A 17,101-nucleotide genomic window follows, 5' to 3' on the forward strand; every position below is an offset into this window, starting at 1 on the left:
GGTTCAGGTTTTTCTCGCCGGGCAAGACGCTGCTGGCAGGCCTGCCAGCACATTATTCGGTGGGTGGTACAAAGGCCTCGGGCGTATCTGAGCCCTCACCAAAGAAAAACTTTTCCATCTGTTCTTCAAGAAAGGCGCGGCCCTTGGGATCGACAACACTGATGCGGTATTCATTGATAAGAATGGTTTGCTGTCCCATCCACTGCTGCCAGGCTTCCTTGCTGACATTTTCATAGATACGCTGGCCTAGTTCACCAGGATAAGGCGGCTTGTCGAGACCTTCTGCTTCTTTACCGAGTTTTACACATTGGACGGTACGGCTCATGTCCTGTCTCCTGTAAGGTTTTTCTGAAAGATAGCGAGTAAATTCTTCACCGGCGTGGCAAGACCCAGCGCCTCCGGTTGGCGTGTGTTATACCAGAGCGTGTCCGCGGAATCCATTATCGCCCTGTCCCTGAACTCACCGCGTATATGCACGGGCGTGATGTCGAGATGAAAGTGGCTAAAGCTGTGACGCAGGCCGGGCCAGATTTGCATGTCGTGCAGGGCGAACTGTAATTGCGCACAGCACCACTTTTTCAGGCTGGCCTTGCGCAGTGCGCAGTCGGCCTCCGGCAGGCTCCACAGACCGCCCCACAAGCCCGTCGGTGGGCGCTGTTGCAGGAATACCTCGTCATGCTCATTGCTCAGTAACAGCATGAGGGTCGCGCGTACCGGCAAGGTCTTTTTCGGTTTCTTGCCTGGATACATGGCGACAGAATTTGTCAGGTGGGCCTGGCACGCATCGGCCACCGGGCAATCCGGGCAGCGGGGCTTGCCGCGCGTGCACAGTGTCGCACCGAGATCCATGATTGCCTGCGTATATTGGGCCGTGTGCGTGGCCGGGGTCAGTGCCTCGGCATATTGCCACAAGCGGGTTTCAACCTGCTTGTGGCCCGGCCAGCCGGCGACGGCATAAAAGCGTGACAGGACGCGTTTGACGTTACCGTCGAGGATGGCGTGATGCTGGTGCTGGCTGATGGTAAGAATGGCGGCGGCCGTAGAGCGGCCGATACCGGGCAGGGCCATGACCTGTTCAAGGGTCTGCGGAAAGTGGCCGGCATACTTGTCACGCACGAGCCGGGCTGCCCGATGCAGATTGCGGGCGCGGGCATAGTAGCCAAGCCCGGTCCATAAATGCAAAACCGTATCCAGTTTGGCGTTGGCGAGCGTCAGCAGGTCCGGGAACTGCTGCATAAAGCGCTCGTAGTAGGGGATGACAGTGGCAACCTGGGTCTGTTGCAACATGATCTCGGAAACCCAGACCCGGTAGGGATTAATCTCCTGTTGCCAGGGCAGGTCATGACGGCCATGCCGTTGGTGCCATTCGAGCAGGCGCGAGGAAAATTCGTCTTCAGGCATGTGCTAATTACTGTTTGCGAGCCGTTCCAGGCCATCGATGGTACGCAGGACTTCTTGCCGTAACTTGCGCTCGAGCAGTGGTGGGCCGATCAAAGGCGGCACCCAGAAGGCGGGCTTCAGGTCGGTGCTGAAATGAATACGTGTCTGCTTGTCTTCGGCACTGATTTTCCAGCGCGCATGGGCATATTCAAAATCACTTTTTTCCGGCACTACCTGGGCGACAATAACATTGCCCGCCAGCTCTTCGACATCCTGTACCTGGATTATCGTTTTACAAAAAAAAGTAATACAGGTTCTGGTTTTAACATAGACGCGGTGACTGACATCGTCGAGGGAGTACATGACATAGCTTTCCTGAATAATATCGTTAACCGATTTCAGGTGGTTGTAGTCCGTCAATGCACGTTTCACAAGCCGGCTATCAGCATCAAGCAAGGCCTCGACTTCTATGAAGTAACGTTTTTCATGATGGCTGACGGTTGCCGTCACGATTTCGCCAGCGTGCCCCGATACACAGACCAGGGCAAGTCCTGAAACTATTAAATATTTAAGCATGCGTTGTTTTTTCAGAGACCGAGAATACCCTTGAGTAATTCCTTCTTCTCTTCCCTCTCGCGCTGCTTGCGCTCACTGCGCAGTTCTTCCGGCGTCTTCGCCGGTGCAGGCTGTGTTTCGGGCGCAGGCTGAGGTTGCGTCGAGGGTGCCGGTTCACTGGCCTTTTTGTCTTTACCAAACAGGGAGTCGAGCAACTTCTCCTCGAGTTTCTTTTTTTGCGTCTTTTCAATGAGGCGACCGATCGCGCGCTGCCAATCGATTTGATAGGACGGGTCTAACAGGTCGCCCGTGAGGTTAACCTGTAAGGGAATGCCGACATATTCTTCCTTCAGATCAAGCTGCGTGGCCAGGGTCTTGTCGATATTGGTCTTCAAGGTGTAATCAATACGGTTGCTAACAATATCAATCATGCCCTCACCGCGAACGAGCGGCAGTGGCGACTCAATCACCAGGTCCTGGCTTCGCAAGATACCGTTCTGTGCCTGCATACTGATGCTTAACCTGTTGAACTCGGTTTTTTCTTCGCCCGTCGCAGCCGGTTTGGGCTGGCCTTTGTAGAGGGCGTAGGTCTCCCTGATGATTTGGCTGACATCAATGCCTTTCAGGGCCCCCTTGTTCACCTGCAGGCTGATCTCGCCGTTCAGGGTTTTCTTCAGGGCCAGGATGTCTTGTCCGCGGGCGGTGAGTTTGGCCCTGACATCGCTTTCGCCAACCAGCAGATCAGTGTCATACATGGCCTGTGTAACCGGGCCGATCTGGACGCCGTTAAGTGACTCATCGATGGACAGGAGTGGCTGACTGCCGTAGTTACTGCTGGCGTCGACAATGATGTTGCCCTTGTACTGGCCACCGTACAGCGCGGCGGTGATCGGACTAAGCTGCAGACGGCCACGTTCCAATGCGATGCCAAGCTGGACATTTTCCGCGAGCAGCCGGCTGACAGTGACGGCGCCGGCCTGAATGCTCCCCTTGATATCGACACTGCGTAACAGGTCGGTCGGGATCAAGTCGCTCGCGGCTGCTGCATGGGCCGTGTTGATCAGGCGCAGGCCACTTGTCGGGCTGTTCGCGGCCGGGGTTAAATAGCGATCCAGATCGATTCGATCCAGGCTGAGGTTGGGGAGGAGTCGCAGGCGCTGCCCGTTGTGCAGGCCGAGCTCGCCGTTGAGCAGGGTATCATCCACAACCAGTTGCAGGTCGTTGAGTTGCAACCGCTTCAGGGTCCCGGTAAGCAGGCTGTCCAGACTCATGCGCTGCAGCGCCTTGCTGTCGGCCGTGGCCGGGAGGCTGACGCCGAATTGTGGCAGGACCTTGCGTGGGTTGAAGCTGGCCAGGGCTATCTTGCCGTTGACGCTCGGGTCGCTGCCGAGCAGGTTACCGAGCGTAACATTACCGCTAAGTGCCAGTTCCCCAAGTTGGAGCGTGAGCTTGCTCAGGGACAGGGATTGTTTGCCAAGGTCTGCGGCGAGCGTGGTGCGGAGCTTGATGCTCGTATTGATAGCGGGATCACTGCTCTGCAATTTGCCATCGAGTGAGATGTCGACAGGCTGACCGGGCTCCAGCGTGCCGCTGTTCAGGTCGAGTGCGGTCAGGCGGAAGGATTTCGCATTGGCCGCATCCTGAAATTGTATGCTGGCGTTATCCAGTTCGATGCCGCCGATGGCCAGCGCTGCCAGTTGTGGCGTAGCGCCAGGCTTGTCTTTCCCTGCGGGCTTTTTGTCGCCGGCCAGGTCAGACCAGTTATCCCGGCCCTGTTTGTTGCGTTGCAGATTCAGTTCCAGGCCACTCAGGACCAGCGTATCCATTTCGAGTTCTTTTCTCAGTAATGGCAGCAGGCGCACCCGGATCTGGGCGGCCTCGATTTTGGCAAAGGCCTGGTCGCCAAACCCCGGGGCGTTACCCAGTTCCACGGCACCGGTATTGATGCCCAGCCAGGGGAATACACTCAGGCTCAGATCGCCTTCGATCTTCATGGAGCGCCCGGTCTTCTCGGTCACCACCTGGGTGATCTCATCACGAAAGTCATTGGGCTCCACCAGCAGCGGAATAACGATGATGGCAACGATTAACAGACCGATCAGGCCACCAATGATAGCGAAGACGATTTTAAGTAGTTTTCCCATGATGCTGTATCCCGTAGTTGGCGGCAGGTCAATGCCGGTGCTGGCGAAACGGACTTATCATAGTATAGAGAATCTGACACAAGAATGGAGCGGGTGAGGAGAATCGAACTCCCGTATGCAGCTTGGGAAGCTGCCGTTCTACCATTGAACTACACCCGCAATATTTTTGATGCTTTACAGACCCGTTCTTTTTCCTGCCGGTGAGCAGGGATTCGCAGTAAGCCGGTCTGAATGGGAGCGGCTTGCCTGCAGGCCGCCGCATTGGAGCACCTATGAAGTATATATGCTGTTTATCTCCCGGGCATAGCGTTCCTGGATTTTATTGCGTTTTATCTTGAGAGTGGGGGTTAGCAGCCCATTGTCGACCGTCCACGGTTCAAAGGTCAAAATGAGACGACGGACCTTGGCGTAGACGGGGAAACCCTTCAGCTGTTTGCGCAGGCGATCGAGCACATGCTGGCGTACTTTTTTCGCGGTGAGGGTCTTTTCCCCGAAGGGGTCTTCGATACCGAGTTGTGGCGCGACTTTCGTCCACTCTTCCTTATTGAGCACGATAACGGCGCTGAGAAATGCTTCGCCCTCGCCGAGAACCATGGCCTGTTCACACAAGCTGTCGAGGCAGATGCTGGCCTCCATGTCGGCCGGTGGTACTTTTTCACCATTGGACAGCACCAGGATATCTTTCATGCGACCGATTATATAGATGTGATTATTTTCGATGCGTGCCAGGTCGCCGGTATGTAGCCAGCCATCGGCATCGATTATCGCGGCGGTCGCCTCGGGGTTATGCCAGTAGCCGAGCATCATGCCGTGGGTCTTGACCAGCAATTCATGATTGGCGTCGATCTTGATATTCACGTCGCGCAGTGCGACGCCGACACTGGCCGGGTCGTTATCATCGAGCGGGTTGCCACTGATAACCGGGCTCGTTTCGGTCAGGCCGTAGCCCTGGGCAATATTCAGACCGAGACCGATCATGCTTTGGGCCACCCGGTAAGGGAGTGCCGCGCCGCCACTGACGCACAGACGCAAGCGACCGCCCAGGCGGGCACGAATCTTACGGGCGATGAGTTTGTCGAGTGACGGGTTGATCAGCCTCGCCAGCAGGCCGGTCAGGAGACCGCCGCGCCCCTGGCGAGACTCGAAGCGCCACCAACCGGTACGGATCGTCAGCCGGAACAGCAGGCGGGCCGGCAGCGGCCGATGTTTCACTTGCTGCAGGATACGCTTGTACAGGCGTTCAAAGATGCGTGGCACGGCGATCATGGCGGTTGGCCTTATTTGCAACAGGTCATCGGCAAGCTGGGTAATCGAACGGGCAAAGGCCACGCTGGCACCGGCCATCATGGGCAGGTAATAGCCAGCAGTCCGCTCGAAGGTATGTGACAGGGGCAGAAACGAGAGGAAGACATCCTCGGGATACAGCGTGTAAGTGGCGAGCGCAGACTCGGTAACCGAGAGGATATTCCGATGGCTGAGCATGACGCCCTTGGGGCGGCCGGTCGTTCCCGAGGTGTAGACGATAGTGGCAAGCTCATGACCGTTTGCCTCACGTTTCTGCAGCGGTTCCGGGGCGGTCTTTTCCAGCCACTGTTCGGCTGCAAGCACGCGGTTGTCATCATCTTTGTCAGTATTGCTGAAGACGGTGATGACACGCTGCAGCGAATCAAGCCCGGCACCCGCGGCAGCGATGCGATGCCAGATACAGGCGTCGGCAATCAGTAAGCGAACACCGGCGTCGCCGATAATGTAGGCAATGTTGTCGGCTCGGTCATCGCAGTAAAGCGGCACAATAACGAGCCCGAGGCCGAAGGCGGCCTGGTCGGCAATGACCCACTCGCTACTGTTGCGCATGAGCAGGGCAACACGGTCACCGCTTTGCAGACCCTCATTGCGCAGGGCCTGCTGCCAGCAGGAGACTTGCTCGGCGAGCTCGCGCCAGCTTAACTCCCGCCACTGTGCACGGGATTTGTCGAATTGGCGATAAGCGATAGCGTCCGGGCTGTGGTGAAGCCGGGCAAGAAAGAGTCCGTCCAGGGTGCCCGCCTCGTCTGCCTTGATGAGGTCTGTGCCGGTGGTAGTCATACAATGTCCCTTTATATTCACCGGTATTGTATAGGCACGGGTACGATTTTGCATTGACCATCCCGGGCCGGAACCGGTAGGCTTGCGCGATGAAAATTCAGCTCAATGGCGAAAATCACGATATTCCGGAGGCTTGTACCGCCGCCGGACTGGTCGAACAGCTGCAGCTGTCCGGCAAGCGTATCGCCATGGAGGTCAACCTGGAAATCGTGCCACGCAGTGAATATCCCTCTTTCCAGCTCAACGCCGGTGACCGGGTTGAGATCGTGCATGCCATCGGCGGCGGCTAGGCCATATGCCCGCGCGGGATGATGGCTGCGCAGGTCGTCATAGCTGTTATAATTCCGGCCTGTTTTTGTATTATTCCGGGAAATATTCATGAGCCAGGCCCTACACACTGCAAGTATCGATAAACCCCTCGTCATCGCCGGCGTCGAGTACCAGTCGCGACTACTGGTCGGAACCGGCAAATACAAGGATCTCGACGAGACCCGTCTGGCCACCGAGGCCAGTGGGGCGCAGATCGTCACCGTGGCCATCCGGCGGAGCAATATCGGCCAGAACCCCGATGAGCCGAACCTGCTGGACGCTATCCCCACCGACAAATACACCCTGTTGCCGAATACGGCCGGTTGCTACAGCGCCGAAGATGCCGTGCGTACCTGTCGCCTGGCGCGCGAACTGCTGGATGGCCATTCCCTTGTAAAACTGGAAGTGCTGGGGGACGAAAAGACCCTGTTTCCGGATATCGTACAGACCCTCGAGGCGGCCGAGGTGCTGGTGAAGGATGGTTTTCAGGTCATGGTCTACACAAACGATGACCCGATCATCGCCAGGCGCCTCGAGGAGATGGGCTGTGTTGCCGTCATGCCGCTGGCCGCGCCGATCGGCTCCGGGCTGGGCATTCAGAACCCGAACAATATCCTTACCATTGTCGAGAATGCCAATGTGCCGATCCTCGTCGATGCCGGTGTCGGTACCGCTTCGGATGCCGCCGTGGCAATGGAACTGGGCTGTGACGGTGTGCTCATGAACACCGCGATCGCCGGTGCGCGCAACCCGGTCCTCATGGCCTCGGCCATGAAAAAGGCCATCGAGGCCGGCCGCGAAGCCTTCCTCGCCGGGCGTATCCCGCGCAAGCGCTTTGCCAGTGCCTCCTCTCCGATTGAAGGCACTATCGATTAGAACAGCCCAACGCAGAGACGCAGTGGCGCAGGGAACGCAAAGAAATAATTAATAATATCTAATGATTTTTTCTACTCCGCGATCTTTGCGACTTTCCGCCTCTGCGTTGGGCTTTTATGTTTTTTGACTTTTAAATGGCCGAATTAGAAAAAAAACCGTTTCTCCGCCGTATCCGCAGTTTCGTGCGTCGCGAAGGTCGCCTGACGCCGGGCCAGCAGCGCGCACTGGATGAACTCTGGCCGCGGTTCGGTATTGACCATGATGAAAAACAGCTGGACCTCGATGCGATATTCGGTCGCAGTGCGCCGCGCATACTGGAAATAGGTTTTGGCAACGGCGCCTCCTTGTTAAAGATGGCGCAGGACAATCCGGACAAGGATTACATCGGTATAGAAGTACATCGCCCCGGTGCCGGTAACCTGCTACATAATATAGAGCGTGAGGGTGTCACGAATATCCGTGTGATGACCGACGATGCGGTGGATATTCTCAAGCAACAAATTCCTGATGCCAGTCTTGACCTGGTGCAGTTGTTTTTCCCCGATCCCTGGCACAAGAAGAAGCACCACAAGCGTCGCATCGTACAGCCGGAGTTCGCCCGGTTATTACGAAAAAAACTCAAGCCCGGCGGCCATTTCCACATGGCGACCGACTGGCAGGATTATGCCGAGCATATGCTCAAGGTGATGAATGCGGCCGAAGGTTTCAGGAACACATCAGCAACGGATGATTATATCGAGCGCCCCGACTCACGGCCGCTAACCAAGTTTGAACAGCGCGGCCATCGGCTAGGCCATGGCGTGTGGGATCTTGTCTTCGAAAAAATAGACGCTTGAATATTTATCCATCAAGCATTTCCTCCTCAAACTCATAATATCTCGTCTCACTGCTATCCCGTTAATATAAGTCTGACAATAGGTAAGTTTCGGATAAATAAGGTAGCCAGGTTAATAGATGCGCATGAATACATGAAATCTCATCACCCTTTAATCGGCGTTATCCCTTCTCCCACAGGGAGAAGGCCAGGATGAGGGAATAAATAAAACAATGTGTTATCGAATCTAAACCCCCTCACCCTAACCCTCTGATAGAACAACTAGCCATTCGCCTAAGCTGTCCAACTACGACAGCCAAGGCGCTGGTTATCCCAGAGGGAGAGGGAATTAACAGGACAGCAGTGATCTCGTCTATATAACACCTGTCACAGTCGTTTATTAATTCTTAGAGAACGGCTGGTAAACACTGGAAGCCGCCATCTGGCTTCATAATGATAGGGGGAAAGTAGACCCAAAGCAGTCATTCACCACTCCAGGTTCTTTTGTATTCTGCAATACGGGGTCCCGATTTGCTATGAGAGCAACTTTTCCATAAAGTGCTATTTAATAAAAACAAACACATAAATATAAGTAAATACTCATTATGTTATACGGCACCAGAAACGGCATTGTGTTCATTGCTCACTTTGGACCCAAAGCGGACATTAATTAGGTAAACTGTCCCCGGAATTCATCCCTAAAGCCACTACTGAGAGGATCATAAAATGACTGATGAATCCAAGCCTCCACTTCCGCCTTTCGATCAAGAAGCTGCGGTTAAGAAGGTTCGCCTGGCAGAAGATGCCTGGAACTCGAGAGATCCCGAAAGAATTTCGCTCGCATATACCAGTGACAGCCAGTGGCGAAACAGAAGCGAATTTGTGTCCGGCAGACAGGAAATAGTCGCATTCCTGCAGCGAAAATGGGATAAAGAATTGGACTACCGACTGATCAAAGAATTATGGGTTACATCCGGTAACAGGATTGCGGTCCGGTTTGCGTATGAGTGGCACGATAGCGCGGGGCATTGGTTTCGATCATATGGCAATGAGAATTGGGAATTTACCGAAGCTGGTCTCATGAAGCGCCGCATAGCGAGCATCAATGACTTGCCAATCAAAGACTCAGAACGAAAATATCACTGGCCGCTCGGTCGCCGCCCTGACGACCATCCGAGCTTGTCTGAACTTGGGTTGTGAGCCACACGGGGGTATAAAACCGGGGTCTCATAATGTCTCGTCTATATAACACCTGTCACAGTTGTTTATTAACTCTCAGCGAACGGCTGGTAAATACACAAAGCAGCCATCTGGCTGGTTAATGGTACGCTCGAAAGTAGACCGAAAGCAGTCATTCAATCCTAAAGAAAATGGGGCGAATATCCGCCCCATTAGCAGCCACAATTTATCTAAAGGACTCGTGGTATTTTGCTCTGCCTTAATAATATGTGTGTAAATCATCGTGGTTTGGATATTGGTGTGTCCGAGTAATGTTTGACTCCGACGTATATCAGTACCGTTTTGAAGTAAATGTGTGGCATGGTGCAGTGACCCCATAAGTGTACCTCCATCGAAAAGCAGACATTATTGCATGTATTGCATTGTGCAATAGGCTGTCACGATTTACATGATGTACTATAGAGAGAGAAGGGATAAGTTTTAATGAAAACAAACATCTATATAAAAATATTAGCGTTTTATGATATTAACTATACGGACCGACGGGTCCGTATAGTCAACTGTTAGGCTTTTAAGACATGCGCGTCAAAGTACCTTGTGCAACCTGTGCCAATGTGGCCGATCCGAAGAAGTACCAGTTTCGAATCTTCGATGGCGAACTGGACGACGTTGGGTACGTCCATGTCGCCTGTGATAAGGGGCATAAGAGCATCGTTGTCTATGATTCGAGGCGTTACGAAGTGCTTCTGGAATCGGCAACTAGCGCGCTACTGGCTGGCTATGCGAATGAAGCGATTTCCACATTTAGCACGGCACTTGAGAGGTGTTACGAGTTCTATATCCGTGTTGTTTTGAGATCGCGCGGTATCGCCCCAGGAGAAATCGATAAGTCATGGAAAGAAGTCGCGGCACAGTCTGAGCGCCAGTTCGGTGCATTCCACTTTCTGCGGTTGCTTGAGCATGGCAAGCCCCTCAATCTGAACGCAAAGATTGCCACAACGCGAAACAGCGTTGTGCACAGGGGAAAGATCGCAACAACGGAGGATGCACTAGAGTTCGGTGGGCTCGTATACGCACGCATAAAAGAGATCGAAGATTCTCTAAGTAAAAATAAGAAAGATGTGGAGGCCGAACAAAAACATGAGGTTGAGTCGCAAAAGCAACAGGTCCCTGAAGGAGTGGAGTACGTGGTTATGAACGCATTCTCCGTGAAAGTGGATCCCGAAACGGATGAAGTTGTCGGGCTTCCGGATACGTTCCAGGAATACTTGGCCGGTGTTCAACGAGGGAAGGAAACAGGGTGGATAGCGTGAGTACCAAGCCTAACAAGGCGGTCAAGCCGTTCGCTGTGCTCACTCGGACGTCTGGTGCTCTACGGCTTTTTGCGCATGGCTTCGCCATGATTGCGCAAACGCCGCTCCGCACCAGCCGCCGATTACCTTGGCGTTAGGGCTACAAAATGAGAAAACCACAATCAGTTAAATCGTTGGAAACGCTTGGAAGGGCTCGTTTATCGAAGTCCTTTTACATGCGCGATTTTATGTACAGTGAGATATCAAATTTTCACGGTATACCGAATATTCCCGATTACCCTGATGTGGCAATAAAAGCATGCTCCAGTTTATGCCAGGAACTACTTGAACCACTGAATAGCACCTTCGGGAGAATTTCAATATTTTCTGGTTATCGCTCACCATCAGTAAACCAATTTGGGAACGAAAATAAATTAAATTGTGCCTCTAATGAGGCCAATTACGCGTCACATATCTTCGACTATCAAGATTCAACGGGCACGATAGGTGCAACCGTAAGTGTTGTTATTCCCTGGTTCGCAGACCAGTATGAAAACGGCAAATCATGGCAAGATCTCGCTTGGTGGATTCATGATCATTTGCCACATTGTGGGCTTTACTTCTTTCCCTCCTTGGCAGCTTTTAATATCACATGGCATGAAACAAGCAAAGAAAAAACCATACACAGTTATATTGCCCCAAAAGGCTGCTTAACCAAAGAAGGTATGAGTAACTATAATGTTAGTCACTCAGAGCATTATGAATATTTTCCTGAATTCAAAAAGCCCTAACAATCGGCTCCACAGGACCTCAGGGACGCTACGCTCCCTTCGGTACCTCACGCGGAACGTTATTGAACGACTGCTTTTGGTGGACCCAAACCTGAGGGATGTATTTACCAAACGGCTGCTTTCGCTGACAAGCCGACATCAACAATTTAATTTATTCCACGCATCCAGCGCGGCGGTTTTGTAGGCCTCGGCCAGGGTGGGGTAGTTAAAGACGTTGTTCAGGAAATAGTCCAGCGTGCCGCCGAGCACCATGGCGGCCTGGCCAATGTGAATGAGTTCGGTCGCACCTTCACCAATAATATGCACGCCGAGTACGCGCTGATCCTCAAGGCTGAAGAGAATCTTCAACAGGCCTTCTTCAATGCCCAGTATTTGCCCCCGCGCCGTCTCGCGTAAACGGGCAATACCGATTTCGTAACCGATGCCCTTGTCGCGCAGTTCTTTTTCGGTGCTGCCAACCATGCTGATTTCGGGGACGGCATAAATACCGAAGGGAAAGGAGGTCGGCATGGTCAGCTTGTGCTTGCCAAAGGCATGTATTGCCACCAGTCGCCCTTGTTCCATGGAGGTCGAGGCGAGGCTGGGAAAGCCAATCACGTCACCGGCGGCATAGATATGCGCGACGCTGGTCTGGAAGTGTTCATTGACAGCGATAAGCCGGCGCTGGTCGGTTTCAATGCCGGCATTTTCAGGCTTCAGCGCCCAGGTTGAGCCGATGCGCCCGGCGGCGAAGAGCACCAGCTCGGCATCAATCCGCTTGCCGCTTTTGGTTTGCACGACAACACCACAACGCCCGGGCTCGATACGCTCGACATTTTCACCCAGGCGTATGGAGACACCGCGCTCGCGGAGCGAATGGATCAATTCATCCACGATCTCGCTATCAAGGAAGCCGAGCATGGAGTCACGTCCGTCGAGCAGGGTGACCTTGACGTCGAGGGTGCTGAACATCGAGGCGTACTCGACACCGATCACACCGGCGCCGACGACGACCAGGCTGGAGGGCATGTCGGTGACCTCCAGCACGCCGTCACTGTCGACGACGTGTTTGTTATCAAAGGGAATGCCTTCGGGACGAACCGGCCGGCTGCCGACGGCGATCAGGAAATAATCGCTGTAATACGTCTCGCTGCCGCCCTCTTCATCCTCAACGGTAAGCGTGTGCGCATCCACAAAGCAGGCCGTGCCGTCGATAATCTGGACGCCGTTACGCACGAGCTGGTTGTGAACGACGTCGGTCTCGTGTTGCAGGGTGATATGCAGACGCTGCATGAGGTCGTCGATACCCAGGTTCGCCTTGAGGCGGTAGTTGCGTCCGTACAGCCCGCGCTGGTCCCAGCCACTCAGGTACAGAGCCGCCTCGCGCAGGGTCTTGCTGGGGATGGTGCCGGTATGCACGGAGCCGCCGCCGAGCATGCCGCTGCGGTCGATGATCGCTACGCGCTTACCGAGTTTGGCGGCCTGAATGGCGGCGCGTTGGCCGGCCGGGCCACTGCCAATGACAATGAAATCATAATGCTGCATAAACACCCCTCTGCTTTCGCCGAGCCAGTATAGCGGTCATTCGTCATCACGCTTTGCCTCAACATCAACCAGGCTTGTGCCGGCAACATGCAGCGTAATATTGATGGGCTGACAGCAGACCTGGCAATCCTCGATATATTCCTGATTGCCGGCCGAGCAGTCGGCGCTGGTTTCAAAGACTTCACCGCAATACGGGCAGCTGATATGGATTGCCTCGATCATGATGCACTCTCCTTTTTCGCCGTGTTCTCTTCAGGCAGAAAGAGCTCTACCAGGTCATTATAGAAGCGAAACCCCATTTCTGTCGGCTTGATGCGTTTTACCGTGTGTTCGAGCAGGCCGCGTTGTTCGGCCGTGGCAAGGGCCTGACTAATGACAGTAATCGGCAGGCCGGTATGGGCATTGAACAGGCTGGTAGCAAAGCCGTCTTTCAGGCGCAGGGCATTGAGCATGAATTCAAAGCCGGTATCCTCTACCGAGAGCCGGTCACGGGCGCCAATGTGTTGGCCATTCGCCACTGTCTGCATGTAAGTGGCCGGGTGTTTCTGTTTCCAGGTACGCGTGATGCTTTGCGTATCGGCGGCCGAGATCTTCGCGTGCGCCCCGGCCCCGATGCCCAGGTAATCACCAAAGGACCAATAGTTCAGGTTATGCCGGCTTTCCTTGCCGGGCCGGGCATAGGCTGAAATCTCGTACTGGCCGAAACCTTTGGCGGCGAGCCGCGCCTGGGAAGCGGTCTGCATTTCCCAGATGGCATCATCCTGCGGCAGGGTGGGCGGGTTATGGTGAAACAGGGTATTCGGTTCGAGGGTCAGCTGGTAGTAGGAGATATGCGTCGGCTCAAGGGCGATGGCGGTGTCGATATCACTCAGTGCCTGTAAAGCGTCTTGCCCGGGGAGGCCAAACATCAGGTCGAGATTGAAATTCTCAAAACCGGCCGCGTGCGCGGCCTCGGCGGCACGAATAGCCTCGCGCCGGTCATGGATGCGACCGAGTGTCTGCAACTGCGCATCGTCAAAGCTCTGGCAACCGATGGACAGGCGGTTGATACCGGTGGCCCGAAATTCATGAAACTTGCCGCTCTCCAGTGTGCCGGGGTTTGCCTCCAGTGTGATCTCGGCATAGGCGTCGATGGACAGGCGCATGCGTAACCCGGACAGGAGTCGGTCTACGGCCTCGGCCGAAAGCAGGCTCGGCGTGCCGCCACCGATGAAAATGCTGCTGACAACCCGTCCCCAGATCGACGGCAAGTCCTGTTCCAGGTCGGCGAGCAGGCAGTCGATATAGGCAGTCTCCGGTATGTCACCGTTCATAGCGTGAGAATTAAAATCGCAATAGGGACACTTGCGCACACACCATGGCACATGGATATAGAGTGAGAGCGGGGGCAGGGCAGTGAAATGAAACATTCGCCTATTCTACCTGTCTTATGCCGCAATACCGAGCTGTCTGGCAGGAAATTGACCGGCAATCAGTGTTAGTATGCAGGCAGATTATGACGCATCACGAGGAGTGATAATGAAACGAACATTGATAGTACTGGCCTGCACAATGGGCCTGGCGGCGGCGCAGGTACAGGCCGAAGAACTGAAACTGGACGATGACGGGAAAAAGCTCAGCTACACGCTGGGTTTCCAGATTGCACAAAACCTGGCCCGCCAGGGTATGTCGCTGGATGCCGAGGCGACCTCGCGCGCGGTGCATGATGTCTTCTCTGGTGCCAAACCGTTATTGACGGCCGAAGAGATGCAGGCCGTAGTAACCCGCGTTCAGGAAGTGGCCCTCGAACAGCGCAAAAAGATGGCCGAGGCCAACCAGAAGGCCGGCGACGCCTTCCTCGCTGAAAACAAGGGCAAGGAGGGTGTCAAGACCCTCGACAGTGGTTTGCAGTACAAGGTCGTCAAGGCTGGCACGGGCAAGTCACCCGGCGCCAAGGATGAAGTGGAAGTGCATTACGAGGGTCGGTTTACCAATGGCAAGGTCTTTGACAGCTCCATCGAGCGTGGCGAGAGCGTCAGTTTTGCCGTCGACAAGGTCGTCAGTGGCTGGACCGAAGCCCTGCAGCTGATGAAGGAAGGCGCCCGTTGGGAAATCTACATTCCATCGAACCTGGCCTACGGTGAAAAAGGTGCCGGCAATGCAATCGGCCCGAACGAGACGCTTGTCTTCGACGTCCAGTTGCTCAAGGTCAAGTAGTCTTTGATTGATCGCGCGCCGTGCGGATCAGCTCCATGATCCGCGGTGTGCAGATCACTTCCAGTGCCATGCGCAGTTTCCCGCCCGGGATCACCAGCGTATTCGATCGTGACATAAATGCCCCCGCAAATTGTTTCAGCATGTTGGGAAAATCGTACTGTTTTGGTTCGCGAAAGCGGCACACCAGCATGCTCTCGGACGGGCTTGGCACGTCACGACTGATAAACGGATTCGAGGTATCTACCAGCGGTACACGCTGGATATTGATATCGGTGAGGGAGAATTGCGGGGTCATAAAGTGGATGTAATCCTGCAGGCGGCGGAGAATCGTGGTCGTGGTCTCCTCGGCCGGGATGCCCTTAGTTTGCATGTCGCGGTGGATCTTCTGGATCCACTCGAGATTGACGACCGGCACCACGCCGATGAGAAAGTCCACGTATTGCGCGACATCAATGCCGTTTTGCTTGTTAAGCTGGCGACGCTCGATAACGACAGGGTTGTGCGAGGCCGACATGTGTCGACGAGTCCAGCTGTTGGCGACGACGCCACCGTGCAGCCCCTCGTATACGAGTAACTCACTGTTTTCAGGGAGCATCCGTGGTGCGTCGAAACTCCCCGGTTCACAGCCGAACTCGACGGCACGGTCTTCGCGGATATAATCGCGGACCTCGGCCTGGCCGGTTTCCGCGTACTGCCGGAAGCAGGTCTCGAGCAGGTCGAAACGGTTAACCTCGGGACCGAAGTGACTAATCGGTCTGCCCTCGCGGTTCGCGGTCTCGATGGCCCGGTGCATATCGGCCCGTTCATAACGCAGGAAGCTGTCACCATCGACAAAAGCGGCACACAGCCCCTCGCGACGAAAGATATCGGTGAATGCCTCCCGTACCGTGGTAGTACCGGCACCGGAGGAACCGGTGATAGCGATAATCGGGTGCGCCTCGGACATGGTTCCCTCCTGTGGGAGGCTTCATTTAATGACAATGCGCCACTGTAGTAAAGTAGGATTTAACAGGATAACGGATAAGCGATATGAATTACTGTAGTCAATGTGGGGCCGGGGTGAGTCTGTCCATTCCCGAAGGCGACCATCTGCCGCGGCATATCTGTGACCAGTGTGGTGAAATTCATTACCAGAACCCCAAGGTTGTCGTCGGCTGTATCCCCGAATACGGGCAACAACTGCTGTTCTGCAAGCGCGCGATCGCGCCACGGCTGGGATACTGGACGTTGCCGGCCGGGTTTATGGAAAACGGCGAGACCGCAGCGGCGGGGGCATTGCGTGAGACCCTGGAGGAGGCAGGTGCCGAGGTCGAGATCATGGATCTGTTTACGCTGTTTAATCTGCCACACATTAACCAGATTTATCTTTTATACCGTGCCCGTCTGCATGAACCGGTCTTTGCCGCCGGCATAGAAAGCCTTGAGGTCAAACTGCTCGAAGAAGAACAGGTCCCCTGGGACGAGATAGCCTTCCCGGTCATTACCGAAAGCCTGAAGCTGTATTTCGCCGATCGCCGGGCCGGCCAGTTCGGTTTTCATAGCGGTGACATGATCCGGTTGCCGGGTGACTCGCCGCGTTTTGAAGTGAATATGCTGAACGCGGCGGGCTGATCGTTTCGTGGACGCCGCGGCGTTCACAGAACCCTTTCGGGGTTACCGCCTTTCGTCATTACGGCATGTTTCAGCCGTCATCCGGTTTTAGAAGGCATGGATTCTGGCTCAGGGCTGTTCCGGGCTCTACTGTCACGCTTTGCTGATCCGGCCTACGGTGTAGTTTTTCTGGTTTTATAGATCGGGTCAGGTACCTGTCGGATTAGGAGTGATAACGACGTAATCCGACGCGGGCTTTAACATGGGCACGTCGGATCACGCTTCGCTGATCCGACCTTGTATCTCTCTCGATAGGCTGTTTAGCTATCAGCGTATCAGGGTGTGTGATGAATGTGTATCCGACCT

18 protein-coding genes and 1 tRNA gene are annotated in these 17,101 nt (G+C 54.7%); 8 read left to right on the plus strand and 11 right to left on the minus strand.

The genetic code is table 11. From position 1 onward, the window contains the following. Window positions 1–52: 52 nt before the first annotated feature. The 6 genes from RQ738_RS05240 to RQ738_RS05265 form a co-directional block, all read right to left on the minus strand. Window positions 53–325, minus strand: a complete 273-nt coding sequence (locus RQ738_RS05240; protein WP_314162636.1) for an oxidative damage protection protein — start codon at window positions 323–325, stop codon at window positions 53–55. After that, complete coding sequence (mutY, locus tag RQ738_RS05245) at window positions 322–1,401, minus strand: A/G-specific adenine glycosylase (protein ID WP_314162637.1); 1,080 nt, start codon at window positions 1,399–1,401, stop codon at window positions 322–324. Before mutY ends, RQ738_RS05240 begins: the two co-directional genes overlap by 4 nt. Window positions 1,402–1,404: 3 nt before the next feature. Further along, on the minus strand, window positions 1,405–1,956 hold the full coding sequence (locus tag RQ738_RS05250) for a hypothetical protein (protein ID WP_314162638.1): 552 nt from the start codon (window positions 1,954–1,956) through the stop codon (window positions 1,405–1,407). A gap of 11 nt (window positions 1,957–1,967) precedes the next feature. Then, window positions 1,968–4,079, minus strand: coding sequence for an AsmA family protein (locus tag RQ738_RS05255; protein ID WP_314162639.1), 2,112 nt, complete (start codon window positions 4,077–4,079; stop codon window positions 1,968–1,970). 85 nt (window positions 4,080–4,164) lie between these two features. Further along, window positions 4,165–4,238: transfer RNA gene (locus RQ738_RS05260), tRNA-Gly, on the minus strand. Window positions 4,239–4,349: 111 nt separating this feature from the next. After that, window positions 4,350–6,164, minus strand: a complete 1,815-nt coding sequence (locus RQ738_RS05265; RefSeq protein ID WP_314162640.1) for an AMP-dependent synthetase/ligase — start codon at window positions 6,162–6,164, stop codon at window positions 4,350–4,352. Window positions 6,165–6,253: 89 nt separating this feature from the next. On the opposite strand from RQ738_RS05265, the gene thiS reads away from it, so the two are divergent. The 4 genes from thiS (at window position 6,254) to RQ738_RS05285 (ending at window position 9,363) form a co-directional block, all read left to right on the plus strand. After that, window positions 6,254–6,454: a sulfur carrier protein ThiS gene (gene thiS, locus RQ738_RS05270; protein ID WP_314162641.1), complete on the plus strand. Its 201-nt coding sequence runs from the start codon at window positions 6,254–6,256 to the stop codon at window positions 6,452–6,454. An 88-nt stretch (window positions 6,455–6,542) separates the two neighbouring features. Next, window positions 6,543–7,349, plus strand: a complete 807-nt coding sequence (locus tag RQ738_RS05275; RefSeq protein WP_314162642.1) for a thiazole synthase — start codon at window positions 6,543–6,545, stop codon at window positions 7,347–7,349. 134 nt (window positions 7,350–7,483) lie between these two features. Beyond that, window positions 7,484–8,185: a tRNA (guanosine(46)-N7)-methyltransferase TrmB gene (gene trmB, locus RQ738_RS05280; RefSeq protein WP_314162643.1), complete on the plus strand. Its 702-nt coding sequence runs from the start codon at window positions 7,484–7,486 to the stop codon at window positions 8,183–8,185. Window positions 8,186–8,889: 704 nt separating this feature from the next. After that, entirely contained in the window at window positions 8,890–9,363 is a 474-nt protein-coding gene (locus tag RQ738_RS05285) for a nuclear transport factor 2 family protein (RefSeq protein ID WP_314162644.1), read from the plus strand. Between the two features lie 75 nt (window positions 9,364–9,438). On the opposite strand, the gene RQ738_RS13725 is transcribed toward RQ738_RS05285, so the two are convergent. Beyond that, the gene (locus tag RQ738_RS13725) at window positions 9,439–9,720 is read right to left on the minus strand and encodes a tyrosine-type recombinase/integrase (RefSeq protein ID WP_409929527.1); all 282 of its coding nucleotides are present in this window, start codon (window positions 9,718–9,720) and stop codon (window positions 9,439–9,441) included. A gap of 200 nt (window positions 9,721–9,920) precedes the next feature. On the opposite strand from RQ738_RS13725, the gene RQ738_RS05290 reads away from it, so the two are divergent. Beyond that, entirely contained in the window at window positions 9,921–10,655 is a 735-nt protein-coding gene (locus RQ738_RS05290) for a hypothetical protein (protein WP_314162645.1), read from the plus strand. Between the two features lie 146 nt (window positions 10,656–10,801). Then, on the plus strand, window positions 10,802–11,425 hold the full coding sequence (locus tag RQ738_RS05295) for a hypothetical protein (protein WP_314162646.1): 624 nt from the start codon (window positions 10,802–10,804) through the stop codon (window positions 11,423–11,425). A 138-nt stretch (window positions 11,426–11,563) separates the two neighbouring features. On the opposite strand, the gene sthA is transcribed toward RQ738_RS05295, so the two are convergent. The 3 genes from sthA to hemW are packed head-to-tail and all read right to left on the minus strand — an operon-like array spanning window position 11,564 to window position 14,358. Further along, window positions 11,564–12,949 carry a Si-specific NAD(P)(+) transhydrogenase gene (gene sthA, locus RQ738_RS05300; protein ID WP_314162647.1) on the minus strand — a complete coding sequence of 462 codons (1,386 nt, stop codon included), beginning with the start codon at window positions 12,947–12,949 and terminating at the stop codon, window positions 11,564–11,566. A 36-nt stretch (window positions 12,950–12,985) separates the two neighbouring features. Next, window positions 12,986–13,171 carry a CPXCG motif-containing cysteine-rich protein gene (locus RQ738_RS05305; RefSeq protein WP_314162650.1) on the minus strand — a complete coding sequence of 62 codons (186 nt, stop codon included), beginning with the start codon at window positions 13,169–13,171 and terminating at the stop codon, window positions 12,986–12,988. Further along, window positions 13,168–14,358, minus strand: a complete 1,191-nt coding sequence (gene hemW, locus RQ738_RS05310; RefSeq protein ID WP_314162651.1) for a radical SAM family heme chaperone HemW — start codon at window positions 14,356–14,358, stop codon at window positions 13,168–13,170. The genes RQ738_RS05305 and hemW overlap by 4 nt, the downstream gene beginning before the upstream one ends. Window positions 14,359–14,467: 109 nt before the next feature. Between hemW and RQ738_RS05315 the strand changes: the two genes are divergently transcribed. Then, window positions 14,468–15,145, plus strand: a complete 678-nt coding sequence (locus RQ738_RS05315; RefSeq protein ID WP_314162653.1) for an FKBP-type peptidyl-prolyl cis-trans isomerase — start codon at window positions 14,468–14,470, stop codon at window positions 15,143–15,145. Here the strand turns inward: RQ738_RS05315 and RQ738_RS05320 are convergent. After that, complete coding sequence (locus RQ738_RS05320; protein ID WP_314162654.1) at window positions 15,138–16,091, minus strand: phosphoribulokinase; 954 nt, start codon at window positions 16,089–16,091, stop codon at window positions 15,138–15,140. The two genes, RQ738_RS05315 and RQ738_RS05320, sit on opposite strands and share 8 nt — an antisense overlap. Before the next feature lie 83 nt (window positions 16,092–16,174). Here RQ738_RS05320 and RQ738_RS05325 point away from each other — a divergent pair, with 83 nt between their 5' ends. Further along, window positions 16,175–16,756 carry an NUDIX hydrolase gene (locus RQ738_RS05325; RefSeq protein WP_314162656.1) on the plus strand — a complete coding sequence of 194 codons (582 nt, stop codon included), beginning with the start codon at window positions 16,175–16,177 and terminating at the stop codon, window positions 16,754–16,756. Window positions 16,757–17,101 lie beyond the last annotated feature (345 nt).

Source organism: Sulfuriflexus sp., assembly GCF_032250955.1.
Classification (GTDB): Bacteria; Pseudomonadota; Gammaproteobacteria; order AKS1; family AKS1; genus Sulfuriflexus.

Bases quoted from the DNA above. Each gene is read 5' to 3' on its own strand.
- RQ738_RS13725 (WP_409929527.1), bottom strand. From the start codon at position 9,720: ATGGGGTCACTGCACCATGCCACACATTTACTTCAAAACGGTACTGAT.
- RQ738_RS05275 (WP_314162642.1), top strand. From the start codon at position 6,543: ATGAGCCAGGCCCTACACACTGCAAGTATCGATAAACCCCTCGTCATC.
- RQ738_RS05250 (WP_314162638.1), bottom strand. From the start codon at position 1,956: ATGCTTAAATATTTAATAGTTTCAGGACTTGCCCTGGTCTGTGTATCG.
- RQ738_RS05295 (WP_314162646.1), top strand. From the start codon at position 10,802: ATGAGAAAACCACAATCAGTTAAATCGTTGGAAACGCTTGGAAGGGCT.
- RQ738_RS05255 (WP_314162639.1), bottom strand. From the start codon at position 4,079: ATGGGAAAACTACTTAAAATCGTCTTCGCTATCATTGGTGGCCTGATC.
- RQ738_RS05315 (WP_314162653.1), top strand. From the start codon at position 14,468: ATGAAACGAACATTGATAGTACTGGCCTGCACAATGGGCCTGGCGGCG.
- RQ738_RS05240 (WP_314162636.1), bottom strand. From the start codon at position 325: ATGAGCCGTACCGTCCAATGTGTAAAACTCGGTAAAGAAGCAGAAGGT.
- RQ738_RS05265 (WP_314162640.1), bottom strand. From the start codon at position 6,164: ATGACTACCACCGGCACAGACCTCATCAAGGCAGACGAGGCGGGCACC.
- RQ738_RS05305 (WP_314162650.1), bottom strand. From the start codon at position 13,171: ATGATCGAGGCAATCCATATCAGCTGCCCGTATTGCGGTGAAGTCTTT.
- RQ738_RS05325 (WP_314162656.1), top strand. From the start codon at position 16,175: ATGAATTACTGTAGTCAATGTGGGGCCGGGGTGAGTCTGTCCATTCCC.
- RQ738_RS05320 (WP_314162654.1), bottom strand. From the start codon at position 16,091: ATGTCCGAGGCGCACCCGATTATCGCTATCACCGGTTCCTCCGGTGCC.
- trmB (WP_314162643.1), top strand. From the start codon at position 7,484: ATGGCCGAATTAGAAAAAAAACCGTTTCTCCGCCGTATCCGCAGTTTC.
- RQ738_RS05285 (WP_314162644.1), top strand. From the start codon at position 8,890: ATGACTGATGAATCCAAGCCTCCACTTCCGCCTTTCGATCAAGAAGCT.
- RQ738_RS05290 (WP_314162645.1), top strand. From the start codon at position 9,921: ATGCGCGTCAAAGTACCTTGTGCAACCTGTGCCAATGTGGCCGATCCG.
- mutY (WP_314162637.1), bottom strand. From the start codon at position 1,401: ATGCCTGAAGACGAATTTTCCTCGCGCCTGCTCGAATGGCACCAACGG.
- thiS (WP_314162641.1), top strand. From the start codon at position 6,254: ATGAAAATTCAGCTCAATGGCGAAAATCACGATATTCCGGAGGCTTGT.
- sthA (WP_314162647.1), bottom strand. From the start codon at position 12,949: ATGCAGCATTATGATTTCATTGTCATTGGCAGTGGCCCGGCCGGCCAA.
- hemW (WP_314162651.1), bottom strand. From the start codon at position 14,358: ATGTTTCATTTCACTGCCCTGCCCCCGCTCTCACTCTATATCCATGTG.